Raw genomic sequence first — 25,927 nt, 5'->3', positions numbered from 1 at the left:
CACGCCGCCCGCGGGGAGTCCGCGGCGCGCGGGCGGTGGGGACAACCGCGCGGATGACAACGCTCCGTCCGAGCCCAAAAAACTGCTGCCGGTGGGCCAGTACATGCTTCATTCGGTTACATTAATTTCAACGGTTGCTATAATTGGGTATGTATATGGCTTTTCATTGTTTTATGATTTTCGCTATGTAAGTTCAATGCCGCTAAATACTGCTTTATTGTTTTTTAGCATCTCTTTAGCGGCCTCACTTTTATATCCGCAATACGGTTTTACTAATTTATTTACCGGCGATAGAGTAGGTAATCAAATGGCGCGCAGGCTGTTTTTACCGCTTGAATTTATATTTATTGTTTTGGGCTTTTTTAGGTTTAAAACACAGTTTAATCATCTGTTAACATTTGAAGTAAGCATGTACATGCTTCCACTTATTATGCTTATCATTTGCCTTGCTCTTGTAGCAATTACGGCAATGTGGCTAAACAGGGTAGACGAAAAACGTTTTATTGCCGAAAATGAGGTTATATCCATTAATAACTCACTGGAAAAGAGGGTAGAGGAGCGCTCAGCGGAATTAATGAGCATGGTTGAAAAACTAAGAGAAAGCGAACGGAGATACAGATCACTTATTGAACATGCATCGGACGCTATTTACGTGCTTGACCTCGCTAATAATTTTACAGAGGTAAATGCCAGCATGTGCAAAATGACAGGCTATACCCATCAGGAGCTTTTGCAACTAAAAGTAATCCAGGTAATTGAACCAGAGCATTTAAAAAATGATCCAATAGTTTTAGGGTTAGATGACCTTGGAACGGCAACTATCAAAGAGCGCCGTTTTATAAAAAAAGATGGTACCGTGTTTGATGTGGAGGTAAACGTGAAAAAGTTTTCTGAAAATCGCATACTGGTTATTGCAAGAGATATTACATCACGCAAAGCGATGGAAACCGAATTAAAGCATGCCGAGTTAAAATTCAGAACTCTTGCCGAGAAATCAATGGTTGGTGTTTACATTATCCAAAAAGGGAAATTTATCTATGTAAATCCGCGCTTTGCCAATGTTTTTAAATATAGCCAGGAGGAACTGGTGAATGCAGCATCAGTGGATATTATAGTCAGTAAGGATTTTAAAGCCACTACTTTAGAGAATATCAGGGCACGTATGGATGGAGAGGTTGATAGTGTGCATTACGAAGTGGTAGGAGAGTGTAAAGATGGTTCCTTGAATTGGGTAGAGTTTTATGGCAATCGCGTTAATATTGATGGTGAACCCACCATTATAGGATCAATGATTGATATCACCGAACGCAAAAAAGCAGAAGAATTACTCCGCCAGTCCGAACAAAAATACAAATTGCTATTTGATAGTAACCCACTGCCAATGTGGATGATATCCGGAAATGACCTATCTATTATAGCTGCAAATAAAGCTGCTTCAAGGCATTACGGTTATACCAATGAAGAGTTTTTAAAGCTGAACGCCAAAGACCTGCGGCCAAAAGGGAATTGCAATAATGTTATTAATGGCTATGGAAAAAATACAGTTCAAGTGGGCGAACAAGGAATTTGTGAGCATCAGAAAAAAGATGGTTCGCTAATTATTGTAGAGATAATTACGCAGGATATAGTGTTTGAAGCTATGCCCGTCCGCCTGTCATTGGCTAATGACATTACAGAAAAGATAAAATCGGATGAGCTGTTGCAAAAATCCGAGGCCAACCTTCAAACAATATTAAATACTACCGATTCGGCTTACGCTTTATTTGATAAAAAATTGAATGTGCTTGCCTATAATCAAATGGCGGTAAAATTTGTAAAAGAACAATATAACCACACCCTGCAAAAAGGAGATCAGGTAGGTGATTATTTCCCCATAAAACGCTTCCAGCAATTCATTGGCCTTACTAAGCGGGTATTAAATGGAAAAGAGATTAGTCATGAAATTGATTATCCGCAACCCGATGGATCAATATATTGGTATTATTTACGCTTGTTCCCCATTATTGATAACAATGATCAAATTCTGGGGCTGATGATGGCTCTTTATGATATCACCGAAAGAAAGAATGCAGAAAATGATCTTAAGGTTGCTTATGAACAAATTCATAACCAGGTAAACAGCATAAAAAATATGGCATGGAAACAATCGCATTTTATGCGAAGCCCCGTTGCAAATTTAAAGGCACTTACCGCAATGCTAAAAGACGACCCCGCTGATGCTGCGGCCCTGGATTATATATTTGTTGAACTTGATCGTTTAGATACCGTAATAATTGAAATGGCAAATGATGCAGCCATCCATGAAAATTAAATTGTGATAGTAACAATGGGTTTACATAAAAAAGCCCATCTTTATTGCAGGCTGAACTTTTAGTATTACTCGGGTTTAAACTATTTTTATACTTTTAATCATGTATTATTTCTTATTTACACTGTTAGTTTTCACCATTGTGCTTACAGTCTCATACATAGCATCTTACTTTGGAAAGCTACGTGCTAAAGAAACAAACCTTGAAAAAATAAAAAACAAGTGGGCCAAACCGTTAAATGCAAGGCGTAATTTTGATTTGATAAAGGTTTACGCGGATGCAGACAATAGCGCCGGAAAGTTGTCTACAGTAACATCTGATGACCTCGACCTTAAAAATATCTTTAATTACATTGACAGGACTAACTCAAAACCAGGCAAACAATATCTCTACAAAAAACTGCATTTTCCAGAAACAACAATCGGCAATTTATTATTACTGGATAAAAAGATAGAAACACTTAATGCTGATAACCCCAACCGCGAATTAATTGAACTGGAACTTTCCAGGCTTAATCATACCAATGCTTACCAGATTGCCAACCTGTTTTTAAAATCACATGTACCATTATTTGCACCTGTGATGGATGTTTACATTAAGGTGGTTCCTTATTTAATTTTAGCGGCTATTATTTCGATACTGATTATACCTAATCCGGTAAGTTTAATAGTTTTAGCTGTATTGTTTGGGTATAATGTTATTTTCCATTTTGCAAGCAAAAGAAAAACAGCTGCATATTCAGATTCATTGCCTCAATTATTGATAATGCACAAGGTTGCTGTTTGGTTAGTTAAAAATGCCAAAGCTGGCGATACTGAGGAAGTAAAAAAAAGCCTTGTAAACCTTGCCGGGCTTAAGCGCTCCCTGAGCATTGTAAACCTTGAAAGCATGTTGGTTGCTGATTCAGGTTCACCGGGTTATGCGGTTTTCCAGCTTTTTAAGACATTGTTTTTGCTTGAACCATACATATATACAAACTCTGTAAAACACATTGGCAGATACAGTGATGATATTGAGAAGGTATATGCGTTTGTTGCCGAGATTGATATGCTGATAGCCATACAATCGGTAAGGGAAGGCTTGCCTTTTTACAATAAACCAGAGTTTATAGATCAAGACGCCAAAATGGACATCACAGATCTTTACCATCCATTAGTAAAGAAATGTGTACCTAATTCTTTAAATACCCGTGCCGATAAAGGAGCATTGATAACGGGCTCAAACATGTCGGGCAAAACAACATTTATTAAATCTATTGCGATAAATACATTGTTGGCTCAAACGCTGTTCACCAGTTGCGCCAAGGCATATAAAGCCCCCTTTCTTAAGATACAAACCAGTATCAAAATCACCGATAGTATAGAAGAGCAGCAAAGCTTTTTCCAAGCCCAGGCATCGGCAATATTAAATATTGTTGATAACAGTGGCAGCGCAGAAGCCGTCAAAAGCCTTGTAATTATTGATGAAATATTTAGGGGTACTAATACAATTGAGCGTATTGCGGCGGCAAAATCGGTATTATCATACATCACAGCCAATGATAACTTTGTATTTGTATCAACCCATGATCTTGAACTCGCCGAACTTTTGGACGAGGATTTCGCCATCTATTCATTTGAAGACTCTAAATCAGGCCGAACATTGGTTTTTGATTACAAATTGAAAGAAGGCTTGTTGAAAAGTAAAAATGGCATAGCTATATTAGCCTCCATGGGATACCCCGAATCTGTGATTGAAGACGCTCATATAGTAAGTGAGCGCATGATGCTAAAATATATGGAATAGCCTTTATTCGCCTTCGTACATTTTTAACCTGTTGTGCAGCGTACGCATGTTTTCCTGCATTTGTTCTATGCGGTTAAGCAAGTGTGTTATTGCTTCAATGCCTGCCACATTAATATCTAACTGATGCAGACTTATCATTTTTTCAAGCTTGCGCAGTTCTGTTTCCGGTATAAAAGTAGTTTCGTTAATCACAGTAACCTCAACCAATCCAGCCTGTTCTAACGAATTGAAAAATGTATATTCAACGTTGTGGTACATACAAAAATCATTGGCGGTTATTAAATTATCTGTTTTCATAAGTGGATCAGGATTTTGATAGTTCTTCAAACAGTTGCTTTTGCTTATCAGTAAGGTTGGTAGGTATTTGTATGTCATAAGTAAGGTACAGATCACCAAACTCATTTTCCTTTTTATAGATGGGCATCCCTTTGCCTTTAAGTTTCACTTTAGTTCCGTTTTGTGTTTCGGCCTTTACTTTAACTTTTACTTTACCTGTTGGAGTTTCGGCCATAATCTCGCCACCTAAAACGGCGGTGTAAAGATCAAGCTTTATCGTATTATATAAATTGGCGCCATCGCGCTTAAAACGGGCATCAGCAGGAATATTGAATTTAATATACAAATCGCCGGCTGGTCCGCCATTTACTCCCGGGCCGCCATGTCCTGATATTTTTATGGTTTGCCCGTTCTCGATGCCCGCCGGTATTGTTATACGGATATTTTTGCAATTTACTGTTAAGGTTTGTTTATGGGTTTGTAAGGTATCCTGCAGGTTCAGCTGAAATTCGGCATTCAAGTCCTGGCCACGGTACCCGGTGCGCCTGCCACCAGCTCCAGCGCCTCCAAACATCGACTGAAAAAAATCGGAAAAATCTTCCCCACCACCATAACCACCGCCAAAGCCTTCAAAGCTTCCTGGGTCAGCAGAATTGCGTTGGCGGCTTTGCTGTTGCCTGGTTTGCTGTTCATAGGCTTCGCCATGCTGCCAGTTTTCGCCATATTTATCGTACTTTTTACGTTTTTCAGAATCGCTTAATACCTCGTTAGCTTCATTAATCTCCTGGAATTTTTTATTTGCTTCGGTATCATTGGGATTAAGATCTGGATGATATTTACGGGCCTGTTTACGGTAAGCATTTTTAATTTCTTTTTCCGTAGCCGTTTTTTCTATGCCTAATGTTTTATAATAATCAATAAAAGCCATGGTAAACTATTGTATAATTATAACCTTAAAATTAAGGCTAAGTTTTTATCAGCAGAAAATTAAGCATTATTTAGCAGCTATCATCAAAGTTTTGAATGAATCAGTCTTTAATGAAGACTCGATTAAGGAGGACTATTAAAAGCAGCGAAAGAAAGGCACAGAATTTAAAATAGTACCGTAAATTTACCGCATGCAAAATCAGATTTTCCACCATTTTAGTGATATTGAAACCAAAGAAATAGCTCCGGGTTATTTCTCCAAACTGATCCATACGAGCGGGAACACAATCAACTTCATCGAGGTTAAAGCCGGGATTTCGTTACCAATGCATAAGCATATACATGAACAATATTCTTTTGTTATTGAAGGTAAATTTGAACTTACTGTCGATGGCGTCCCACAGGTTTTAGATTCTGGAATGTTTGCCACAATTCCCTCAAATATAGTTCATGGTGGCACTGCGGTTACTGATTGCAAACTAATAGATATATTTAGCCCGGCACGTGAAGATTATAAATTATTATAATTTAAGGCATTTTTGTTAAAATTAATACCGCTAAATATTAATTTTGCCCTCCCAAAAACAAAACAATATGCCTATAATTAAAGCTACCCTTGCCGATGTACCCGAATTGAATGTTTTAATTAACAGCGCTTACCGTGGCGAGGAATCAAAAAAAGGCTGGACAACCGAAACTGATCTGATAGACGGTATAAGAATAGATGAGCCGATGCTGGTTGAGTACCTTAGTAATGATGCCATTACGCTGTTAAAATATATTGATGACGATGACAAGATAATAGGATCTGTTTACCTTGAAGTAAAAGGGGATAAGTTGTACCTGGGCATGTTTAGCGTATCGCCAACTTTACAAAACGGGGGAGTAGGCCGTGCTTTAATTGAGGAGGCAGAAGTTATTGCAAAACAATTGGGTTTACATACTATTAGTATGACCGTTATCCGAACCCGTAAAGAGCTCATCAGTTGGTACCAACGCAGGGGCTATGCCTTTACCGGCGAAATCCAACCTTTTCATGATCATGGTCGGTTCGGTTCGCCTAAAGAGTTGATTGAGCTTATAGTGATGGAGAAATCGGTTTAAACAACGCTGTCCATCAATTCCTGAAAGAGGTCAATATACTGGCCGACATGCAAGCCGTCAATTAATGCATGGTGAACATGAATTGATACCGGCATTGATCTTTTGCCATCCTGCTGTGTCATTTTCCCAAAAGAAATCCTTGGACAGCTATTTTGTGAACCAAAAGTACTGGCATGTGATATACTGGTAAAATCGATCCATGGCAGTGATGAAAATCGAATAATGTTATTGACCTTGGATCGAATCAAATCATTTGAGTTTTGAACGCTTTCAACTTCTTTATTCGCGGTTATGATAAATTGGTCAAATTGGGAAGCATACGGAATATATCCAAATCCAAAAGTACCATTACTGCGCCCGATGGTTGACCCGGCATCTATTTGATCATAAATATAAACCTCGTCATCTTCTATTCTTAATTTAAACGGCTCAAGAGCATTTGCCGCGGCCAATGCCCTATGCATTGTATACAGAAAAAATGATGCTTCTTTTTCTTTCGCAAAAAGGTACGCTTTCGTACAATCAATTCTTACTGTAACGCCGTAAAAAGGCTCATCAAATTGTTTAAAGAGATGAAAATGCTCCTTACGTACCCACGTATCAAGGTGTAACTTTTGCTTCATATCTGTATCGATGTCAATATATCTTTAAGCGTATCGGCATGTTTAAATTTTTCATGTGTGAGGATGGTTTCAACATGTTCATGTGCCCAGGTGGTATGGAACGGAACATGGATAGCACTCCCGCCAATATTAAGCACAGGCATCACATCCGATTTCAGGGAATTGCCCACCATCATAAACTCGCTTGGATCAATATCAAGGTGCTTAATTAGCTTGATATAATCATCCTCTTGTTTATCACTCATAATTTCGATATGGTGAAAGTAATGTGCCAGCCCCGATTTTTTTAATTTACGTTCCTGGTCAAGCAAATCGCCTTTAGTAGCCACCACCAACCGATAATGAGGTTTTAAAGCTGATAGTACTTCTTCCACACCATCCAATAACTCAATTGGTTCGTTAAGCATTTGTTTACCATATTCCAATATAATATCGATAATTTCAATACTAATCTTCTTTTCGGATATGTTGAGAGCAGCCTCAATCATGCTTAAAATATACCCCTTTATGCCATAGCCATAAAGCGATAGGTTCTCAATCTCGACTTTAAAAAGCTCACTTGATATACTATGTTCCGGTAAAAAATCTTCAAGTAAGCTGCAGAACTTTTTTTCGGTGTTTTGAAAATATGGCTCATTCACCCACAGCGTATCATCGGCATCAAAAGCAATAACTTTTAATCTCATAATAAATAAAAAAAAACGTACTGCAATAATAGCAATACGCCTTTAATTATCTATCAAAAAGTTTATCTCCGACATTTTATAAACCAAATTTATTTTTAAGTAACCTTTTTAAAAAAAAGTAGTCTCCATGATGCAACCTTTGTTTTTAAAACAACGTCCTATAACCAAAATGATCAAAACTATTCAATTAATGGAAGAGATATTGCCGCCTTTAAAAGAATTTATAGTTGATTATTGCAGCCGCTATAAGATTCAAAGTGTGGATCCTGGTAGCCTATGCCTCGAAACCAGCCTTGATCTTGATCTGGATATTTTTGATATCGAGATAGATCTTTTCCTGGCAGACTTTGCCGACCAGTTTAATATTGATCAATCTAAATTTACCTGGTATAAATACGGCTATCCCAAGGGATCAACCCGGGTGAGAATGATAAAAATGTTATTTGGCTACCACAACACCTGGGTAAAACAGCTTGCACATTATTGCTACAAACCAAAGTTTAAAGTACGTAACCTGCAGGATGCTGTTATGACAGGAATATTGGTGTAAAGGTTAGTGAAGTTGCAATACAACTTATTCAAAACCATAGTAGTCATTCAGTCGGTTTAATCCGGATTCAGACGAAATAAATTACAAGCGAAAATACCGGCTTAAGGAATTAATTGACCAATTATCTAGAGATCTGTAACCCTTGTATGATTTCTTTTTACATATCTGCGAATATCCAGTACTATACCGGCAAAGAAATAAAATATCAGCGGGAAACCCACGGCTAAAAAAGAAGAGTATATAAAAAATAGACGGATTTTAGCTATTGAAACATTAAATCTTTCGCCAAGATAGGTGCATACACCGAAGGAGTACCGTTCAAAAAAAGTAAGTATTCTTTGTAGCATATCAGGTCAGCTTTAATATTTTATTACCAACGCCGCACTGCAGGCATTTCTTATAATTACAGTAGTTATTTTTTAGTTCAAGCAGTGCCTGCGATTCAAACGCGTTTGTAATTTTCACTCCTAAGTTAACAAAATCTGCGGTAATATTGTTCTTTTCGGCCGGTAAATTTTCCAAAAGCTTTAGGCTGCGACTTATATAGTACTGTTGTTGATGATGCTTACCATAACTAAACAGGAATAGGGCCAGGGTATTGATGAGCAATATATCTACAGATGATGCTCCCATGGTTTTTGGCGAGGACTTTGAATTAGACGGTATATCAAAGCGAAAATGATCATCCCAATATCCATTTGTTTTTATGGAGGCGAAAAGATTTCTGAGCGCATCGATATCTTTTATTTCCAATATTTTAGAGAACAAATGAGCAGAATTCACGATAAGCGCAGCAAATTGAGCCAGCCTAATTGTAGGAAAGTTTTGAGGCCTTAACCGCATAAATTTCCATAAATGGTTTTCCACAGGCTTTAAACTGTATTTCTTCCGCAGAAAATCATATTCCTTCTTCAATTTGTTTGGATAATCATCTTTCAAATCAGCATCCAAAAACCCTGCCTGCCCAAATATCAGCGCTTCTACCTGCATCGGATTGTTTTTGTGCTTACCAAGAGTAAGCTGAGGTAAGGACTTGGCAAGCAGTTCAAAGGGGAGTGCATTTGTTTTAAAACCAAAGTTTGCCGCCAAAAACTGGTAGAACGTTTCCTCCCAATCGCCACGGTTTAGGGAAAGGGCGGTTATTACAGCTGCTGATTTTTTTTCAAGGCGCTCAACCAATACCCTTGTTAACCAGTTATTCATGATGAGTTGATCAATGGCGCCAATACTGGCCTCACATGGTATTATAGTTTGGTTCCCAAACACCATCTGGTGATAGCGGCCATATAATTCCGCGGGTATCCTGTCTTTTAACTGAAGGGTTGGCACTTTGCGGCCGTTTGTCAAAACCAAAGGCAAATCATCATTGTATACCACGTGCAAAATTACATTGTTATAGGCGTCATCAGTAGTATGCCCATGTTTTTGCCAGTCGGAAGCCGAAAGGTGAACTTCAATATTCCCGGCCCAGATGGTTTCATCTATTTTGATACGGGCATTATGAAAATCAGGGCCTGCATCTGTGTTATGTACTCCTGTCGAAAATATTTCAAGGGTTTTACCATCTTCAGTTTGCAGATCAATACGATCAAAAAGCCTGAATTTCCATACGTAATGCAAAAAGTCTTCGGTGAAAAGCATGGTTTAAATATAGTAAATGTGACAGCTGACTAACTTCAAATTTTAAACTGAAAGATTAGCGGTACAGAAAAATAGTGAAATCTTCTTCGCTATAGTCGTTAATTAGCAGCGCCTTTCTGCTGATGGTTTGACAGAACGCCAGTATTTTCTGCTGATCATAAGCAACTAAAAGGCCGTTAGGAATAATACTGCTCAACAAGTTGAAACCCATGCCAAGCTTGCTTTGGGCAAATAATTTAGCAATTGCTTTATAAATAAAATCTGGGTCACTACTGAAATAATTAAGCGATCCGCTGGCAATCACGTAATCACTTGCCGGTATCTCGTCGCTCATAAAATCACCTTGCATAAAGGAACACTTAGGCAGTTTGCCATATCTTCTGTTGGCCTCCACCAAAAGTTCAGGTATTTGTTCAAGGCCCATATAAGTTATTTGAGGATATAAGGGAAGCAGGTATGCCAGCAGATCCCCATGTCCGCAACCGGTGTCCAATACCGAACATCCATTCAGATCCGCTATCCTGGCTAACACTTTAAACCGTATCAACTGACTTTCCTGATCTTTCCATCCCAGGGCCGCAGTTCCCTGGTTGCCATGAAAGAAGATCATGTTTCTATGGTAATCAAAAATAGCTTGTGAATCTGCAGCAGTATTCATACATCAATATTTGTACGCCAATATAATAAAACACCAATATATCATTTTGTTACAAATATTTGGGTGGGGGATTGACACGTTAGCAATTGTGGATTGCCAATCATTATTCCGGGTGGCTTTAGTCTTTTTCCTCAATGATCCTTTTGTAAATGCCCATCATCAATATCGACGCAAGATTTTTGGATGTTCTTATTAAATTTTGTTCCGTGTGGTTTAAGGCGGCAGTGATATCTGAAGGTTCGTTTCCAATAGCCATCAGTACGTCAAAGTACTGGTTTAATTTGTCGTTATCATGAAGTGGTATTTTACCTGCCAAACCAATTACAGGTACATCCTTTGCTTTTGCCCTGCTGGCCACCCCAAAGGGCCCTTTTCCCTGTAGTGTTTGCTCATCAATGCTTCCCTCTCCGGTTATTACAAGATCGCTTTTTTGCAGCGCATCATCAAAACGGGTAAGTTCCATAAAATAATCTATACCGTTTACCAGTTTCGCATTTACCCAGGCACAAAGCGCAGCTGATGCCCCGCCGGCTGCACCTCCATATTGGGTTGCAGCTATATTTATATGAAGCTGTTTTAGCGTAATATCATTAAACCTGGAAAGTCCTGCATCAAGAATTTCTACAGCCTGCGAATCAGCACCCTTTTGCGGGCCGAATACAGCTGCCGCACCCTGCGCACCCAATAGCTTATTGTCCACATCGCAAAGTACAATGATAGAGGTGTGTTGTAATCGTTCATCAATAGCAGAAAAATCGACCCTGGCAAGCTCTGTCAAAATTTCGGGCATATGCACTAATTGATCGCCGGCCTCATTCAAAAAACGAACGCCAAGTGCTCTTAAAATACCAGTTCCACCATCAATCGTAGCGGTGCCTCCCATCGCTATTAAAATTGTTTTCACTCCAAAATCAAGAGCTCTTTTAATCACCTGACCTGTTCCGTACGATGACGCCATTAAAGGATTCAGTTCATGTTGCTTCAGCAATCTTAAGCCTGATGCATCTGCCATTTCAATTACAGCAATTTTGCCGCTGTCAATCAAACCGAATGAGGCTTCTATGTTCCGGCCCAGAGGGTCCTGTATTTCAACGGCAATAATTTTACCCTGCAGCTTTTGGATAATAAGGGCGGCAGTACCATCGCCACCGTCTGCTATCGGGAAACATTCGGTGGTACAGGAGAGCATGCTTTGCTGTAATCCTTTTTCAATGGCTACAGCGGCAGCCGATGCAGTCAAACTATTTTTAAAAGCATTTGGCGCTATCAGGATGTGCATAACAAATTATATAATAAAGGTTAAAAGATATACAACCAAAAAAGAAGTTACCCCCATACATACCGTAGCTAATGAATACACCCTCAGCATGGTTTTCATTTCAAGTCCGGAAAACTTTGCTATGACCCAGAAATAAGCATCATTGGCATGTGATATCATCATGGAACCTGCACCCATAGCCAAAACACAAAGTATATGTCCCTTATCTGTATTTAAACCCAAAGAAGTTAATAAAGGCAGCACAATTGATGAAGCCGTGATAATAGCCACTGTTGATGAGCCCTGTGCTGTTTTTAGAATAAAGGTAAGTAAAAATGGAAAAAATATGCCCATACCAGCCAGCGGCAAGGCATTACTTAAATGATTCCCAATTTGTGTAGCCGCCAAAACGGCCCCAAATGCCCCGCCCGCACCTATGATCACCAATATACCACCTGCTTTTTCTGCACCATCTTGTAATAGTTTGGCAACCACATCCTTTTTCCATGAACGGGACGCGTTAAAAGCAAGCAATATCCCTATGGCAAGGGCGATAACAGGATCGCCCAGGGCAAGTAAAATACTCAGCCAATTGTTGACTGTGCCTGGCTCAATCACAAAAAAAGATTTCAAGGCGATTAAGAATATCGGTAGCAATACAGGTAAAAAAGCCTTTATTACGGATGGTTGACCTATAGGTTCCCCGCTTAAAACATCATCTGTAATAACCGGTTTGGGTATCGATTTACTGGCATAACCAACCCACAGGAAACCTGCAATCATGGCTGGAATGGCAACTGTTGTTCCAATCATGATTAGTTTGCCTAAATCAACGCCAATAATACCGGCAGCAGCAGCGGCACCAGGGTGGGGTGGAACGAGGCAATGCACAGCATATAGCCCGGTAGCCAGTGAAGCGGCCATAATTACAATAGAGATTCCCGTGCTTTTTGCCAATGATTTGTTTAAACCACTGAGTACGATATAGCCCGAATCACAAAATATGGGTAAGCCCACAATAAGGCCGGTAATGCTCATGGCCAGCGCAGCTTGCTTTTTACCAACTATTTTCAGGATAGCGTTTGCCATTACCCGCGTGCTGCCGGTGTGCTCCAGTATAACACCCAGTGTAGTACCCAATATAATAAGCGCACCGAGTGATTTTAAGATATTGCCGAAACCTTCTTTTATGGCAGTAAGTACGTTGTTCAGCGATAAGCCAACACCAAGGCCCACCAGCAAACAAGCTATTATCAGGGCGAAGACAGCGTGTATCCTGAATTTTGCGGTAAGCACTACAATAACCGCGATACCAATGATAAGGCAAATCAAAACGCGCGCAAGAAAAGTATCCATAAATATTATTTTTATAGGATCACAATGTACGCCGAATAATTAAATCAGCGTCGTTCTAAGTAATCAAAAATGTTCTTTTGCATGTAGTATAACTATTGGTTATAGGTGTATAAAACAATAATTATGCTTTATATAAATTAGGTATATATTTAATATTCAATAAAATATATTAATCAATTAATCTTTTTGTTTATATTGAAATGAAGGATTTTTTTTGACTAATGCTGAGTGTTCGCATCTTAGACAAGAACACCTGGCCTGGCAAAATCGGAAGACGCACGCCCAGAAAGGGAGGAATTTTTATAACTTAGTTTTCGTTAAATCAGCTGACATGAAAATAGCTACCTATAATGTGAATGGTGTTAACGGACGCCTGCCAGTATTACTGCGCTGGCTGGAAGAAAGCGCCCCCGATGTTGTTTGCCTGCAAGAGCTTAAAGCCCCCCAGGAAAAATTCCCCGAACAGGCTATTAAGGATGCAGGTTACCAATCTATCTGGCATGGGCAGAAAAGCTGGAACGGCGTAGCAATTTTATCACGCAATGAAGATATTAAAGAGTCAAGGCGCGGACTGCCGGGCGACCCTGAAGATCTGCATAGCCGCTATATAGAGGCCATTGTGAATGGTGTATTGATCGGCTGCCTTTACCTTCCAAACGGCAACCCGGCGCCCGGACCGAAATTTGGCTATAAGCTCCAATGGTTTGATCGCTTCACCGCTCATGCCGCCCAACTGCTGAGTCATGATATTCCGGTGGTTTTATGCGGGGATTATAACGTGATGCCCACCGAACAGGATGTGTACAAACCGGAACGCTGGGTTAATGACGCCCTCTTCAGGCCCGAGACCCGCGCGGCGTTTCATAACCTGCTGGCTCAAGGCTGGACTGATGCCATCCGGAAATTATATCCCACTGAAACAATCTATACTTTTTATGATTATTTCCGTAATGCCTACGGACGCGATGCAGGACTACGCATTGATCATTTCCTGCTCAGCCCTAATTTAAAGGACCGGCTAACGGGGGGCGGCGTAGATCGGGACGTTCGCGGTTGGGAAAAAACCAGTGACCATTGCCCGGTCTGGATCGAAGTAATTTAATAATCCGTGTTTATTATCTATGAGCACAATGCTTTTGACGGCAGGAAAAGCTGCGATAGTTGTGGAGAATTATTTGGTGAACAACCGGACTAAAAGCCATTTGTCATCTAAATGACATCATGTTCAGGTCGTTAAAATGTTTTGCGGGCCTGCTCGTCTTAGCTTTTATATGAAGACAAGAATTCCAGCCATCCTACTGCTATGGATGATTATTGACATTTACTTTTTTTCAGCTGTTGAAACGCTGACATCTAACACTTTCCTATACCTGGCGTACTGGATGGTTGACATCTTTCTCGCCGGTACCATCTTATACGGCGCAATGACGGGGAAGACCAAACTAATTTCTTGGCTTATGGCTCCGGTACTGCTCTCTTTTATACCCAAGCTATTGGGCTCCACAATATTGGTGCTTGAAGATGTTACCCGCGCATTCAGGGGATTTCCGCCACGTAGCTATGCAGTGAGCGAGTTTATATTAATCTTAGCAATACTGCTTTTTGGCTTATTGTTATTCGGTATCACGCGCGGACGTCATTACTATAAGGTTCACCGCGAAACCCTTTATTTTGATGACTTGCCCGAAACCTTTGATGGATTTACCATTACACAAATATCCGACGTTCATTCCGGCAGTTTCAGCGACAAAGACGGGGTACAAAAAGGGCTTGACCTGGTTAACGCACAGCAAAGCGACATGATCCTCTTTACCGGCGATCTGGTGAACAACCAGGCTAACGAAATGGACCCGTGGATACCTGCATTTGCAAAACTGGAAGCTCCATATGGGAAATACTCGGTGTTAGGTAACCATGATTACGGCGATTATATGCGCTGGGAAAGCGAAGCAGCCCAACAGGCTAATCTGGATAGGTTAAAAGAGGTTCACCAGGAGATCGGGTTCCGGTTATTGCTGAACGAGGCTATGCCTATTAAGAAGAATGAGCAGTTTTTCGCGCTGATTGGTGTCGAAAATTGGGGCAAGGGTGGTTTTCATAAATATGGCGACCTTAAAAAGGCAACTGCAGGAGTGCCCGACGACGCTTTTAAGGTATTAATGTCACATGATCCTTCGCACTGGGATGCGGTTACATTAGATCACCATCAGCCTGTTCACCTTACGCTTTCTGGCCACACACACGGCATGCAGTTTGGTTTTGAGCTATTTGGTTTTAAGTGGAGTCCCATTAAATATGTATATAAACAATGGGCTGGACTTTATGAGAAAAGTGGGCTTTACCTGTACGTGAACCGTGGCTTTGGTTTCCTTGGCTTGAAGGGTCGTGTGGGTATCTGGCCCGAGATCTCGGTGCTCACTTTAAAGCGAAAATCCTGATAATCAACTGCCAATGCATTTGGCGTCGGTATAGGATTTCGCTGATTGTTTAAGCAACGTCATATCTCTGTGGTCTGCGTGTACCGCCACGATTAAAGGTTTAATTTTGGGCATGAGTTCAAAATCAATCCATGAACTGGTCTATTCAGTTCTCGACCTGGCAACTGTTGTTGAGGGGCATTCCATTGCAGATACTTACCACAAAAGCCTTGAAAATGCCAGGCAGGCAGAGGAACTTGGTTATAAGCGCTACTGGTTCGCCGAACACCATAACATGATCAATGTTGCCAGCTCGGCTACTTCTGTGCTAATTGGTTATATCGCAGGAAATACAAATACCATCCGGGTCGGTTCAGGCGGAATTATGCTGCCAAACCATTCGCCGCTGGTGGTTGCTGAGCAGTTTGGTACCCTGGCTACTTTATACCCTAACCGGATTGACCTTGGTTTGGGCAGGGCGCCGGGCACAGATCAGGCAACAGCAATGGCTATCCGGGGAGAAAATATGAATGCTTCATTTTATTTTCCGCGGGATGTGGATAGTTTGCAAAAATATTTTTCTACCGAAAATGCCGACGGCAAAGTGAGGGCAATTCCGGGCGAAGGACTTGAAATTCCTATATGGATATTGGGATCAAGTACGGATAGCGCCAGGCTGGCTGCGGCGAAAGGCCTGCCTTATGCTTTTGCCAGTCATTTTGCGCCTGCCTATTTCATGGAAGCAATTAAAATATATCGGGAAAACTTTATACCGTCTGCGCAACTACAGGAGCCTTATGTAATAGCCTGCGTTAATGTGGTTGCAGCGGAAACAGATGAAGAAGCGGAGCACCTGGCCACTTCTGTAAAACAGCTGTTTATGGGAATAGTTACTGGTAAAAGGCAATTGCTACCGCCACCTGTTGATAGTATGGAAGAGGTTTGGAATGTATTTGAAGAGGAAGCAGTTATGCAAATGCTGGCCTATTCCTTTATCGGCAGCAAAGAAATGATCAAAGCTATGATGGTGGACTTTGTACAAAAAACAGGCATAGATGAAGTAATGGCAACTTCCCATATCTATGAGCATGAGGCCAAACTAAATTCCTACCGTTTATTTGCTGAGGCTTTAAAGTTGCCTTAATCTTAATTTAGAGTAGGGGATATTGAGAAAGGTAAATTATGTTGCCGGAGAAAGGGCGAATTATAATTTAGCTGCGCTGATAGTTTATCAAATCTAAATTTTTATGTTTTTTAACTTTAACTCCTGCAAAACAGTTTGACCATAAGTAGTGAAATAGCGGTGCTCAATTAAAAAGTCGATATTAAGTAATTTCCAGTCTTTATCTGAAAGTGTTTTATGGAGATAAAACGCCCATTCGTCACGGAGCCTTTGTTCATATCTCTTATAATCGGGTTTGGCAAGGTGGAAAAGATCCGCATCACATATTACACATTCTGCCAGGTTTTGTGGATTTTGAGGTGCCCGGGTTGCAGCGATCAAAGCACATATCTGCACAATATATTCTTGCGGGCAAAGTAGCGGTTGAAGAAAGTTTTCGGCAATAATAATGCTCTCAGCTTCATGATCGTGGTAGCTGATGGTATAACCGCTATCGTGAAACCACGCGGCTATCTGTAATAGTTTTATGTTTTCTTCGGCCAATCTTGACTGTTCTCCTATCAAGGTTACCGCTTTAACAACATCCAGGGTATGAGCTTTGTCATGAAAACAGAGTTCTTTAGGAAGCCTGGCACTAAAAAGTTCAATTATATATTCCCCTGCTTTCTGTTCGATCAATGATAGCATAAAAATAAATTGCAAGTATTATACTGTTTAATTCTGTAGAAATGTTGGATATTTTACTTTAAAACCGATATAGTGTGACCTATTTTACACCGCCTGCACATAACTTCCTGATCCTATCTAAAAACGGGGTCTGATGTTCCTTTGTCTTTTTGGGGGCAATTTGAAATCAAGACCAATTGTTGACTTTATTAAGATAAATACGGTTAGCAGTTTAGGCCCATGGCGATAACGGCCATGGCAATTGAATATATTGGGGATTAACTTAATCAGATCTGATATTCATCAGATTTAAGTCATATCCTGTTGATTAAGGAATTCTACAGAAAATATTCAGGATTACGGGGTAAAATTGGTATTCAACCACTGATATTGGCAACCATGTTTCTAAGAAAGATACTTTTTATTATCATTTTAACCGTTCCTACAGCTTTACTTGCGCAAGAATTGCCAGCCAGCGACTCCCTGGTATCTGTACGCCCTAAAACCCCGATAACCCGGTTTAACGAATCTTTTATTTCATATATCCCTCCGGTCGCCTTTATCACCTATGGTGTACTTTCTTTCCATGTTAGTGGGATTAGGCAAATTGATTATGATATACATAATGACAGACAAGCTGATCATCCTGGATTTAAAACAAACCTGGATAATATCAGCCAGTTTTTACCGGCAGTTATGGTTTATGGTCTAAATATAGCAGGAGTAAAAGGGAAGCATAATTTTGCCGATAGGACTGCGCTGTACGTACTCTCAGAGGGAATTTTTGCAGGGTCCACATTTATTACCAAGAAAACAAGCAACCGTTTAAGACCAAACGCTGCCGACAGATATTCCTTTCCATCAGGACACACAGGCAACGCTTTTGCATCAGCAGAATTTCTTAACCAGGAGTACGGGGATATTTCGCCATGGTATAGCATTGCAGGTTATACAATTGCAGCTACAACGGGTGTTTTAAGAATATATAATAATGAACACTGGTTTAGCGATGTTGTAGCAGGAGCGGGGGTAGGTGTTTTATCTACCAAACTTGCTTATTTGATATATCCGGTTATAAAAAGGCAATTTACCCATGGCAAACAAAATCCAGGAGTGGGGACAATAATTATCCCTACGTACCAGGATCATGTTATTGGTTTAGCATTTGTTAAAACCTTGTAGCACATATTACTATATTTTATCATTGTTTTGGTGGTTCATAATGTAACAATCTGAATTTTCATTTATTGCCTGATTGAGCAGTTAGCGCTTTCTCCAAATCATCTTTAAAGTTCCGCCCGATTGGGATTTGATGACCGTTTAAAACAATGCGGTTACTTTCCAGGCGTTTGATCTGATGAATGGATACAATGAAAGATTTGTGTACCCGTACAAAACGCTTCTGTGGGAAAATATCCAGCATCGCTTTAATTGAACCTTTCAATAAGATTTTTTCTGAGTGGGTATAAATAATGGCATAATCTTTCAGTCCCTGGATGTGTGTAACCTCATTAAAGTGAAGTTTTATGCGCTGAACACCGCTTTTGACAAAAATAAAATCCATGTCTTCACCAGCAGGGATACCCTCTATATTGACATGCTGCGCTTTCAAAGCCAGGAATTCCCTGATTTTTGTGATGGCTTGTTCAAAACGTTTGAAGGATATAGGTTTTAATAAAAAATCAATCACACCCAATTCATAACCTTCAAATGCGTAGTTGCGGTAGGCAGTGGTAAATACAGTCAGGGGAGGATCTGAAAGTGCTTTCAGAAATTGAATCCCTGTCATTTCCGGCATCTCAATGTCCAATAACAATACATCGGTTTGGTGATTTTCCATATAATGCAAAGCTTCTCCCGCATGTCGAAACAGTGACACGGATTGTACATAGTCCATTTTTTTTAAGTAACCGTCTAATATTTCAAGCGCAAGCGGCTCATCGTCTACCACTACAAATTTCAACATCGTTTTCAAATTAAGTCCGTCTTTACAGTTCAATTACCAGTTTGGTAAAAAAGGTGTTTTTTTTGTCTTCAAGCTCAAGAGAATGTCGGGCCGGATAGAGCAGATCCAGGCGCTTTTGTAAATTATCGATCCCAATTCCTCCCTTACTATTACGAACAAATAAAGGTGATTTTGCGTTTTCTATAGTTACCGTCAATATTGACTGATCCAACCCGATGTTTACCTTCAACCAGCCATTTTCAGTCTGTTTACTCAATCCGTGTTTAAAAGCATTTTCTACCAGGGGCAATAAGAGCAGCGGAGCAATTTCCTGCCCATTCAATTCACCCGGGGTAGTTAGTTCAATAGCTGAGTCAGCACTAAACCTAAGCCGTTCTAATTCAATGTAATTGTGGAGGTAGGTGATCTCTTTTTCCAGCAACACCTTTTCAGCTGTACTATCATACAACATGTATTCCATCATTTCTGACAGCTTGAGCACCACATCCGGCGCGAGTTCTGATTTTTTAAGCGTTAGCGCGTACAGGTTGTTTAATATATTGAATAAAAAATGCGGGTTTACCTGGGCGCGAAGAAAATTAACCTCAGCATTCAGCTTTTCCACCATAATTTTCTGAATAACGAGTTGCTGCCCATACCAATCGATGCTTAATTTGAGTGCCAATATTAATCCAAGATACCATAAGGTGCTAAAAAAGTTATAGGATAATGCTTCCATTAAATGGCTGCTACGCATTGGGCCCACCACATAGCCATAAAGGTAAAAATCAAACAGGCTTTGAGCGGTTAAATACCCCATCACAGAAATGATAATTGCCGTAAAATAGGCAAGGTACCGCTTCTTTAACAGGTACCTGGGTAAAAAGTATTGCAGGTTAAGATAAGCGATCACGATGAGCAGCACAATCCGGCCGGTAACACAGGCTACAAAATAAGGCATACTTGCTTTGTAAATGAGATATTTTTTCTCATAAATGAAGAACCCAGTGATGAGCACCCAATAGGCGCCATGCATCAGGGCATGCTTTAATGTGATGCTGCGTTTTGAAAACGGCAGCTTAAGCTGTTTATCCAGAACATCCATTTTGATATGTCATTATCATTCATCATAAAAGAAACTAAAAGCGTTCGATCCACAAAATTATATCGACAAACGGCACAAATAGTAGAGGAATATAAGGATAAAAAGGCTGATGTCTATTATTCCGGTTGTTGGTCAGGAGCATACCCGTCAATCTCTGCTTGTGGTAATGGCCGAAAATCACAGTTATCTTAATAAATGGTTTTGGCAGTCGGTAAACTATAGTAGCTTTATAAATAATTAACTTTTTTTTCAACCGATGAGTAGATTAAGTAAGGCATTTGAGCTTTTTGACGCTTACAATAAACAAGATCCCCGCAGTTTTACATGGGAAAGTGAAAACCAACCACAGGAATATTTTTTTGCTGTTAAATTATATGAATGGGTTTTAAAACTAAACCCCAATGCTACTGACGAATTATTATTAGCATCCAGAAGTCAACATATCGGGAGATGGGAAATCCCGCGTGAAGATTACCCGAACGGACGTGAACACTATCTTAAATGGCGCAAGAATCTTGCCCTGCACCATGCTGCTATTGCCGGTCGTTTAATGAAAGAAGCCGGATATGGGGAAGAAACATTGGATCGGGTTAAACAAATCATCCTGAAACAAAGAATTAAAGTTGATCCCGATGTTCAGACAATGGAGAATGCTCTTTGCCTGGTGTTCCTGCAATTACAATATGAAGACTTTAGTAAAAAGTACGAGCATGAACCAGAGAAAATAATAAACATTCTCCGGAAATCATTATTAAAAATGGATGAGAATGGACATCAACTTGCACTGAAATTACCTTATTCGGAAAACGGACTTTATCTGATCAATAAAGCGTTAAGCAGTCTGTAGTTATTCTATGCAAGTAAAACCTGGATTTGCAATGCGGAATATTGGTCTATTATGGGCCATCAGTAATTTCCTTCATGTTGAAGGCAATACTGATGGCATAAAACTGATCCCCAATGGTAGACTGATATAATTAAATTGAAATCATTAAAAGTTCGTTGGTTTTTATGTTTGCTGCTTGTGGTAGTGTCACCAAAATAGTTGTGCCCGTTTGGATGAAATCAGCGGAGACTTTTTGCCCATTCATCATCACCAAAATATGATTTACTTTTTGTTCGTCCATTTTTTCCAGGCTAATTTTCTGTAATTGCAACGAACCATATTTTACTTCAAAAAGATGCTCCTGTTTGCCACCTGTCTTCGTTTGGGAATAAGTGCCCCAGCTTTGAGCCGCAGTAAAGGGAGATTTAAAATTTTCCTTATCCCATTTTGGCGCAAAACGAATAAAGCCTTTCGGGCCATGGTATTCAAAACCACAAGCAGTAATAAAAGTTCCGTAGCTGGCCATGGCCCGGCCATAATGGTCGCTACATTCAATTTCATTAAAGGGATTGCGCTTAAAAGCATGGTATCGGTCATGAATCGCTCTTGTTAAAACCAGGGCTTCGTCTGTCATTCCTTCGGCCATCAGGTGGCTTGAAACCTGATGTTCAAATCCGGTCATACATTCATAAAAATAGCCCATTTGCCAGGTTGCTGATTCCCCATAGGGATGGGGTTCATCTTTGGGATTCGTATTCATCACCATGCCGCTTTCGCCGGGCAAAGCATAAGGGCGCCAGCCCGAATGTTGTTTCTCAAACGGACCTACATCTTGCATAAAGTTATATTTCCAGAGCGACTTTAAAGCGCTGACCGTTTTTTCTTTATTGTTGATCCGACCCATCCCCACCTGCCATGCCCAACTTTGCCCCAGCACCTGATCGATATGGCAGGTATTGTACGACCCGATCCCTGCCCGTCCTTTCACCGCGTCAGGTCTGTGAATGTAATACTCACCGTTAAATAAAAGATCATCCATGTTTTTTATTCCCTTTGTAGCATATTCTTTGCATCGGGCAGCAAAAACCGCGTCGTTCATTTCTTCTGCCATCACACCGCCTGCCTTTACAGCAGCAATGCACAGCCCTACGATCCAGGCAATTTCGCCATCCCAAATCGCATCAAGGGTATTTTCCATTGGGGTATCCGTCATGCCGTCACCATTCTTATCCGCGTTAATGATAAACTGCGTCGCCTTTTTGATATTTACCCAATTGTTTTTTAAGAATGTGCTGTCGGCACTCATCTGGTGTTCGCGCAGGCAGCCTAAAACCCTGCCGGCCTGCCCATCAATAGCGGGTCGTTTATTATATTCCCCCCTAAACCATATACCACCATCTTCCTGAAGGGAGATGCCCAGATCAACCCGCTGGCGGTTGTCCCGTTCAATACCGGGAAATACCCTGCCGATGGCCTGTGCATATTGCCATACGTGCGTGCAATTACCCTCACAGGCCCCAACGCCTTCCCAAGCCCATGAACGCCCGGTTTTGAACCGATGGGAGGTAGTAGTGGCTAATGCAGAGATATTCAAAAATGTTCGTTCCAGGAACCAATGTGGCAAACTTGAATTGAACCAGGTATCGTTCCATAGTTTTGTTTGAGACGTTAGATACGAGAACCTTTCAGCCACATAATCCGCAACGGCCAGGGCATCAGAAAACTTATTCAAATAGTAATGACCTGTTCTTGCGTCCGGTACATCGATACGGACACCTACATTAGGAAAATGCCAGCTAATGACAAACTCTTTTTTTATACTTTCCCCGGGCGACAGCTGTTGTGATGAAACTATACCGGCAATTAATTTTTCATCGGCATTTACAACGGCCTCATTTGTTATTTTTGAGTTAAAAGATGCAGCAGAAAAAGGAAGTGAAAAAGAAGAAATACCCATGGCATTTTTTCCGATGAATGATAAACACATAGAGCCGGTATCGCCGGCATCACTATACTTTGCTTTATCCACGGCTTTAAAGGTAGAAAACACTGACACGTGGTCTGTTTTGTTAATTACAGTATTTACCCTTTTCCCATCACAATTTGCAGTTGCCGAAAATTTATTGACCGCGTTTTCAAGCCATCCTGCTATTTCTACGTCTATAATTTCTGTTCCTGTATTTTTTATTTCAAAAGACTGAACAGTTACCGGGATATTAGAGTTATCCTCATCCAGCGGAATAAATGGAGAAAACGCCGTCAGTTTAATATCTAACGGCAGTCTATTATCTATGTAATGAACAACGGCCAGGGGGTAGGTGGCTTCAAATTTTATTTCATCCCAATCATCCTGATGAATGCGTTTTGTTATCGTATTTCCCTGGTATTTAACTTTAATAGCAAAGCCCTGCTCCAACGGGCGGATATCTTTTGATGGCTGTATATAGCAGGCTCCATCACGTGATCGTACTTTTTCACCCATCCCCTGAACATCATGATCCCATTTAACCACCTTAGGTTCAATACCTTCTTGGTTTTTATTAAAGATATCCCATAGCCACAACCGGCCGTCGCCGCCTAAATACAAGGTACCGCAGTTGATACCTCCTACAGGCATACCGATGTATTGCAGTTCGTTTTTAGTTTTCAGATAGGTTGTTGTCGTTCCTCTGTTATATAAGGATTTTACCCATTCCTGATCCTGATTTTTATCTAATTGTAAGGGGCCATTTTTTGTTGCCCACCTTACCTTAGCACTTGCCATTACCGGTACACGAGCCACCAGCAAACCTGCAGTAATAAGACCTGTATTCCTTAAAAAATCACGGCGCTTGATATTTTTCATTACCAGATTATATTTTTACAATATATAAAATCTCTTTTAGTCACCAATATCCCCAGATCTGGAGATTTTGTCCAACCTTATTGCATTCCAAAAATCAGGTCAAAACCATGCAGCAAAAAATTGATCATTTCAATGTGCCATTTGTCAGTAGGCAATGAAATTATCATTATATTTTTTTAATCAAAAAATTACGCAATATGGTGGTCTATTAACGCGGAATGCGCAAAAGCTAACATACTAAAATAATCAGTTACGAATGAGAAAAATATATTTATTGAAAAGGAGAACACTAACAGGTTCAGTGATCCTCCTCAGCACAGGAGGCAAGACTTCCAACAAAAAAAATTCAGGATTAAAAATGACCATTTCGCGGTCAATTCGGTCCGGTTGAACTATTTGAAGATTGAATAATGCACAAAATGGGGATATTTTTGAATAATCAAACAAACAACTAAATAAAAATATCATGTCAAATCCACTCAATTACAGCCGCCGGTTCTTTTTAAGTTTCACAGCTGTTATCATGGCTGTCGCATCGTTTGTAATGATCGGTTCAGCAAATGCACAACCCGCCAACCAAAAGCCTGCTGATGCGAAAAAAGGCGGGCAGGAAGCCAATGACACATTTAACAATATAAAGCAGATTAATGCAGGAGTTTTGAATGTTGGGTACGCTGAAGTTGGCCCAAGCGACGGAAAGCCGGTAATTCTGTTACACGGCTGGCCCTACGATATTCATAGCTACGCTGAAGTTGCACCACTATTGGCAGCAAAGGGCTACCGGGTAATTATCCCATATTTGCGCGGCTTTGGAACAACCCGTTTCCTTTCAGACAAAACCTTCCGGAACGGCCAACAATCAGTTATCGCCTTAGACATTATTGCGTTAATGGATGCGTTGAAGATAGAAAAGGCAATTATAGCCGGCTTTGATTGGGGAGCGCGAACTGCCGACATCATGGCGGCCCTTTGGCCTGAACGCTGCAAGGCCCTTGTTGCTGTAAGTGGTTATTTAATCGTTAATCGCCAAACAAACCTACAGCCTTTACCACCAAAGGCAGAGCTGGGTTGGTGGTACCAGTATTATTTTGCTACCCAACGCGGCCGCACCGGCTACGATATCAACAGGCACGATTTTAATAAACTCATCTGGAAAATTGCCTCACCGAAATGGAACTTTGATGATGCCACCTTTGATCGTTCTGCAGCTTCCTTCAGCAATCCTGATCACGTTAGTATTGTGATCCATAATTATCGCTGGAGGCTAAGCCTGGCCAAAGGAGACCCTAAGTATGACTACCTGGAAAAAAGGCTTGCCGCGGGCCCGGTCATCACCGTACCAACCATCACCATCAGCAGCGATTTTGACGGTGCCGCCGCAGATGGAGCAGCTTATACCAAAAAATTCACAGGTAAATATGCCCATAAAATCCTTAATGGCATTGGCCACAATGTACCCCAGGAAGCGCCACAGGCCTTTGCCGACGCGATAGTTGAAGTAGACGGCTATACTAATTAATATTGCCATGCTAAATTTGTGAGGATTAAAATTAAAACGGTTATTTAAGCAAAATATCAAACAGCGATATTTAGCTGTTTACACAATCGCCTACAACGATATATCGCTGTAGGCGATTGTGTGTTTGGAGTAACTATAATTAATGAAATCATAGTATAAACTTTCTGAATACAATAATGCGGGTTGTTTGAAAAAATCAGCGTGTTCCGTCTTTTTTTCGTTTTAATGGCAGAGTTTATGATTTAATGCCATGAGATTTAAATATGAATTACATATTGCGACAACCTTTAAATTTAAAACAGAAAGAT

The 25,927-nt window shown here is 40.5% G+C and carries 24 protein-coding genes; 11 read left to right on the top strand and 13 right to left on the bottom strand.

What is annotated here, in order from left to right; genetic code table 11:
• Both Q0R88_RS18745 and Q0R88_RS18740 read left to right on the top strand, forming a co-directional pair.
• The coding region (locus tag Q0R88_RS18745) for a PAS domain-containing protein (protein ID WP_295719063.1) at positions 1 to 2,311 on the top strand (2,311 nt) is incomplete at its 5' end.
• Positions 2,312 to 2,411: 100 nt separating this feature from the next.
• Positions 2,412 to 4,094: a hypothetical protein gene (locus tag Q0R88_RS18740; RefSeq protein ID WP_295719061.1), complete on the top strand. Its 1,683-nt coding sequence runs from the start codon at positions 2,412 to 2,414 to the stop codon at positions 4,092 to 4,094.
• Between the two features lie 3 nt (positions 4,095 to 4,097).
• On the opposite strand, the gene Q0R88_RS18735 is transcribed toward Q0R88_RS18740, so the two are convergent.
• Positions 4,098 to 4,391 carry a chaperone modulator CbpM gene (locus Q0R88_RS18735; RefSeq protein WP_295719058.1) on the bottom strand — a complete coding sequence of 98 codons (294 nt, stop codon included), beginning with the start codon at positions 4,389 to 4,391 and terminating at the stop codon, positions 4,098 to 4,100.
• 7 nt (positions 4,392 to 4,398) lie between these two features.
• Positions 4,399 to 5,298, bottom strand: a complete 900-nt coding sequence (locus tag Q0R88_RS18730) for a J domain-containing protein (RefSeq protein ID WP_295719056.1) — start codon at positions 5,296 to 5,298, stop codon at positions 4,399 to 4,401.
• Positions 5,299 to 5,488: 190 nt separating this feature from the next.
• Between Q0R88_RS18730 and Q0R88_RS18725 the strand changes: the two genes are divergently transcribed.
• Both Q0R88_RS18725 and Q0R88_RS18720 read left to right on the top strand, forming a co-directional pair.
• Entirely contained in the window at positions 5,489 to 5,824 is a 336-nt protein-coding gene (locus Q0R88_RS18725; protein WP_295719054.1) for a cupin domain-containing protein, read from the top strand.
• Between the two features lie 67 nt (positions 5,825 to 5,891).
• Positions 5,892 to 6,401, top strand: coding sequence for a GNAT family N-acetyltransferase (locus Q0R88_RS18720; RefSeq protein ID WP_295719052.1), 510 nt, complete (start codon positions 5,892 to 5,894; stop codon positions 6,399 to 6,401).
• Here Q0R88_RS18720 and Q0R88_RS18715 read toward each other — a convergent pair.
• Entirely contained in the window at positions 6,398 to 7,024 is a 627-nt protein-coding gene (locus Q0R88_RS18715; RefSeq protein WP_295719050.1) for a chloramphenicol acetyltransferase, read from the bottom strand. The genes Q0R88_RS18720 and Q0R88_RS18715 overlap by 4 nt on opposite strands.
• Positions 7,021 to 7,710, bottom strand: a complete 690-nt coding sequence (locus tag Q0R88_RS18710) for an HAD family hydrolase (protein WP_295719048.1) — start codon at positions 7,708 to 7,710, stop codon at positions 7,021 to 7,023. Before Q0R88_RS18710 ends, Q0R88_RS18715 begins: the two co-directional genes overlap by 4 nt.
• Positions 7,711 to 7,879: 169 nt before the next feature.
• On the opposite strand from Q0R88_RS18710, the gene Q0R88_RS18705 reads away from it, so the two are divergent.
• A complete protein-coding gene (locus tag Q0R88_RS18705; RefSeq protein WP_295719046.1) occupies positions 7,880 to 8,260 on the top strand; it encodes a DUF1493 family protein in 381 nt (126 codons plus the stop codon).
• Positions 8,261 to 8,385: 125 nt separating this feature from the next.
• Here the strand turns inward: Q0R88_RS18705 and Q0R88_RS18700 are convergent, their stop codons facing one another.
• The 5 genes from Q0R88_RS18700 to Q0R88_RS18680 all read right to left on the bottom strand — a co-directional run bounded on the left by Q0R88_RS18700 (position 8,386) and on the right by Q0R88_RS18680 (position 13,173).
• Entirely contained in the window at positions 8,386 to 8,607 is a 222-nt protein-coding gene (locus Q0R88_RS18700) for a PspC domain-containing protein (protein ID WP_295719044.1), read from the bottom strand.
• Position 8,608: 1 nt separating this feature from the next.
• Entirely contained in the window at positions 8,609 to 9,901 is a 1,293-nt protein-coding gene (locus tag Q0R88_RS18695; RefSeq protein ID WP_295719041.1) for a DUF2851 family protein, read from the bottom strand.
• Positions 9,902 to 9,956: 55 nt separating this feature from the next.
• Positions 9,957 to 10,559 carry a class I SAM-dependent methyltransferase gene (locus Q0R88_RS18690; RefSeq protein WP_295719038.1) on the bottom strand — a complete coding sequence of 201 codons (603 nt, stop codon included), beginning with the start codon at positions 10,557 to 10,559 and terminating at the stop codon, positions 9,957 to 9,959.
• Positions 10,560 to 10,677: 118 nt separating this feature from the next.
• Entirely contained in the window at positions 10,678 to 11,838 is a 1,161-nt protein-coding gene (locus tag Q0R88_RS18685) for a glycerate kinase (protein ID WP_295719035.1), read from the bottom strand.
• A gap of 6 nt (positions 11,839 to 11,844) precedes the next feature.
• Positions 11,845 to 13,173, bottom strand: coding sequence for a GntP family permease (locus tag Q0R88_RS18680; RefSeq protein ID WP_295719033.1), 1,329 nt, complete (start codon positions 13,171 to 13,173; stop codon positions 11,845 to 11,847).
• 331 nt (positions 13,174 to 13,504) lie between these two features.
• Between Q0R88_RS18680 and xth the strand changes: the two genes are divergently transcribed.
• The 3 genes from xth to Q0R88_RS18665 all read left to right on the top strand — a co-directional run bounded on the left by xth (position 13,505) and on the right by Q0R88_RS18665 (position 16,734).
• Positions 13,505 to 14,275 (top strand): exodeoxyribonuclease III, encoded by a 771-nt coding sequence (gene xth / locus Q0R88_RS18675; RefSeq protein ID WP_295719032.1) that lies wholly within the window; start codon positions 13,505 to 13,507, stop codon positions 14,273 to 14,275.
• A 169-nt stretch (positions 14,276 to 14,444) separates the two neighbouring features.
• On the top strand, positions 14,445 to 15,611 hold the full coding sequence (locus tag Q0R88_RS18670; protein WP_295719031.1) for a metallophosphoesterase: 1,167 nt from the start codon (positions 14,445 to 14,447) through the stop codon (positions 15,609 to 15,611).
• 112 nt (positions 15,612 to 15,723) lie between these two features.
• Entirely contained in the window at positions 15,724 to 16,734 is a 1,011-nt protein-coding gene (locus Q0R88_RS18665) for an LLM class flavin-dependent oxidoreductase (RefSeq protein ID WP_295719029.1), read from the top strand.
• Positions 16,735 to 16,827: 93 nt separating this feature from the next.
• Here the strand turns inward: Q0R88_RS18665 and Q0R88_RS18660 are convergent, their stop codons facing one another.
• A complete protein-coding gene (locus Q0R88_RS18660) occupies positions 16,828 to 17,400 on the bottom strand; it encodes an HD domain-containing protein (protein WP_295719026.1) in 573 nt (190 codons plus the stop codon).
• Between the two features lie 378 nt (positions 17,401 to 17,778).
• Between Q0R88_RS18660 and Q0R88_RS18655 the strand changes: the two genes are divergently transcribed.
• Positions 17,779 to 18,561 (top strand): phosphatase PAP2 family protein, encoded by a 783-nt coding sequence (locus tag Q0R88_RS18655; RefSeq protein ID WP_295719023.1) that lies wholly within the window; start codon positions 17,779 to 17,781, stop codon positions 18,559 to 18,561.
• Positions 18,562 to 18,619: 58 nt separating this feature from the next.
• Here Q0R88_RS18655 and Q0R88_RS18650 read toward each other — a convergent pair whose 3' ends face one another.
• Both Q0R88_RS18650 and Q0R88_RS18645 read right to left on the bottom strand, forming a co-directional pair.
• A complete protein-coding gene (locus Q0R88_RS18650) occupies positions 18,620 to 19,345 on the bottom strand; it encodes a LytTR family DNA-binding domain-containing protein (RefSeq protein WP_295719021.1) in 726 nt (241 codons plus the stop codon).
• Between the two features lie 22 nt (positions 19,346 to 19,367).
• On the bottom strand, positions 19,368 to 20,429 hold the full coding sequence (locus tag Q0R88_RS18645; RefSeq protein ID WP_295719019.1) for a histidine kinase: 1,062 nt from the start codon (positions 20,427 to 20,429) through the stop codon (positions 19,368 to 19,370).
• A gap of 256 nt (positions 20,430 to 20,685) precedes the next feature.
• Between Q0R88_RS18645 and Q0R88_RS18640 the strand changes: the two genes are divergently transcribed.
• On the top strand, positions 20,686 to 21,276 hold the full coding sequence (locus Q0R88_RS18640; protein WP_295719017.1) for a DUF4202 domain-containing protein: 591 nt from the start codon (positions 20,686 to 20,688) through the stop codon (positions 21,274 to 21,276).
• 130 nt (positions 21,277 to 21,406) lie between these two features.
• On the opposite strand, the gene Q0R88_RS18635 is transcribed toward Q0R88_RS18640, so the two are convergent.
• On the bottom strand, positions 21,407 to 24,100 hold the full coding sequence (locus Q0R88_RS18635) for a GH116 family glycosyl-hydrolase (protein ID WP_295719014.1): 2,694 nt from the start codon (positions 24,098 to 24,100) through the stop codon (positions 21,407 to 21,409).
• Positions 24,101 to 24,566: 466 nt separating this feature from the next.
• Between Q0R88_RS18635 and Q0R88_RS18630 the strand changes: the two genes are divergently transcribed.
• Entirely contained in the window at positions 24,567 to 25,619 is a 1,053-nt protein-coding gene (locus tag Q0R88_RS18630; protein WP_295719012.1) for an alpha/beta hydrolase, read from the top strand.
• Positions 25,620 to 25,927 lie beyond the last annotated feature (308 nt).

This window comes from Mucilaginibacter sp., assembly GCF_025362475.1.
Classification (GTDB): domain Bacteria; phylum Bacteroidota; class Bacteroidia; order Sphingobacteriales; family Sphingobacteriaceae; genus Mucilaginibacter.
The sequence above is the reverse complement of the archived record's forward strand: the minus strand, read 5'-3'. Positions and strand labels throughout refer to the sequence as shown.

What these genes read in the sequence shown, in the direction of transcription:
- Q0R88_RS18740 (WP_295719061.1), top strand. Translation starts at nt 2,412, where the DNA reads ATGTATTATTTCTTATTTACACTGTTAGTTTTCACCATTGTGCTTACA.
- Q0R88_RS18735 (WP_295719058.1), bottom strand. Translation starts at nt 4,391, where the DNA reads ATGAAAACAGATAATTTAATAACCGCCAATGATTTTTGTATGTACCAC.
- Q0R88_RS18730 (WP_295719056.1), bottom strand. Translation starts at nt 5,298, where the DNA reads ATGGCTTTTATTGATTATTATAAAACATTAGGCATAGAAAAAACGGCT.
- Q0R88_RS18725 (WP_295719054.1), top strand. Translation starts at nt 5,489, where the DNA reads ATGCAAAATCAGATTTTCCACCATTTTAGTGATATTGAAACCAAAGAA.
- Q0R88_RS18720 (WP_295719052.1), top strand. Translation starts at nt 5,892, where the DNA reads ATGCCTATAATTAAAGCTACCCTTGCCGATGTACCCGAATTGAATGTT.
- Q0R88_RS18715 (WP_295719050.1), bottom strand. Translation starts at nt 7,024, where the DNA reads ATGAAGCAAAAGTTACACCTTGATACGTGGGTACGTAAGGAGCATTTT.
- Q0R88_RS18710 (WP_295719048.1), bottom strand. Translation starts at nt 7,710, where the DNA reads ATGAGATTAAAAGTTATTGCTTTTGATGCCGATGATACGCTGTGGGTG.
- Q0R88_RS18705 (WP_295719046.1), top strand. Translation starts at nt 7,880, where the DNA reads ATGATCAAAACTATTCAATTAATGGAAGAGATATTGCCGCCTTTAAAA.
- Q0R88_RS18700 (WP_295719044.1), bottom strand. Translation starts at nt 8,607, where the DNA reads ATGCTACAAAGAATACTTACTTTTTTTGAACGGTACTCCTTCGGTGTA.
- Q0R88_RS18695 (WP_295719041.1), bottom strand. Translation starts at nt 9,901, where the DNA reads ATGCTTTTCACCGAAGACTTTTTGCATTACGTATGGAAATTCAGGCTT.
- Q0R88_RS18690 (WP_295719038.1), bottom strand. Translation starts at nt 10,559, where the DNA reads ATGAATACTGCTGCAGATTCACAAGCTATTTTTGATTACCATAGAAAC.
- Q0R88_RS18685 (WP_295719035.1), bottom strand. Translation starts at nt 11,838, where the DNA reads ATGCACATCCTGATAGCGCCAAATGCTTTTAAAAATAGTTTGACTGCA.
- Q0R88_RS18680 (WP_295719033.1), bottom strand. Translation starts at nt 13,173, where the DNA reads ATGGATACTTTTCTTGCGCGCGTTTTGATTTGCCTTATCATTGGTATC.
- xth (WP_295719032.1), top strand. Translation starts at nt 13,505, where the DNA reads ATGAAAATAGCTACCTATAATGTGAATGGTGTTAACGGACGCCTGCCA.
- Q0R88_RS18670 (WP_295719031.1), top strand. Translation starts at nt 14,445, where the DNA reads ATGAAGACAAGAATTCCAGCCATCCTACTGCTATGGATGATTATTGAC.
- Q0R88_RS18665 (WP_295719029.1), top strand. Translation starts at nt 15,724, where the DNA reads ATGAGTTCAAAATCAATCCATGAACTGGTCTATTCAGTTCTCGACCTG.
- Q0R88_RS18660 (WP_295719026.1), bottom strand. Translation starts at nt 17,400, where the DNA reads ATGCTATCATTGATCGAACAGAAAGCAGGGGAATATATAATTGAACTT.
- Q0R88_RS18655 (WP_295719023.1), top strand. Translation starts at nt 17,779, where the DNA reads ATGTTTCTAAGAAAGATACTTTTTATTATCATTTTAACCGTTCCTACA.
- Q0R88_RS18650 (WP_295719021.1), bottom strand. Translation starts at nt 19,345, where the DNA reads ATGTTGAAATTTGTAGTGGTAGACGATGAGCCGCTTGCGCTTGAAATA.
- Q0R88_RS18645 (WP_295719019.1), bottom strand. Translation starts at nt 20,429, where the DNA reads ATGGATGTTCTGGATAAACAGCTTAAGCTGCCGTTTTCAAAACGCAGC.
- Q0R88_RS18640 (WP_295719017.1), top strand. Translation starts at nt 20,686, where the DNA reads ATGAGTAGATTAAGTAAGGCATTTGAGCTTTTTGACGCTTACAATAAA.
- Q0R88_RS18635 (WP_295719014.1), bottom strand. Translation starts at nt 24,100, where the DNA reads ATGAAAAATATCAAGCGCCGTGATTTTTTAAGGAATACAGGTCTTATT.
- Q0R88_RS18630 (WP_295719012.1), top strand. Translation starts at nt 24,567, where the DNA reads ATGTCAAATCCACTCAATTACAGCCGCCGGTTCTTTTTAAGTTTCACA.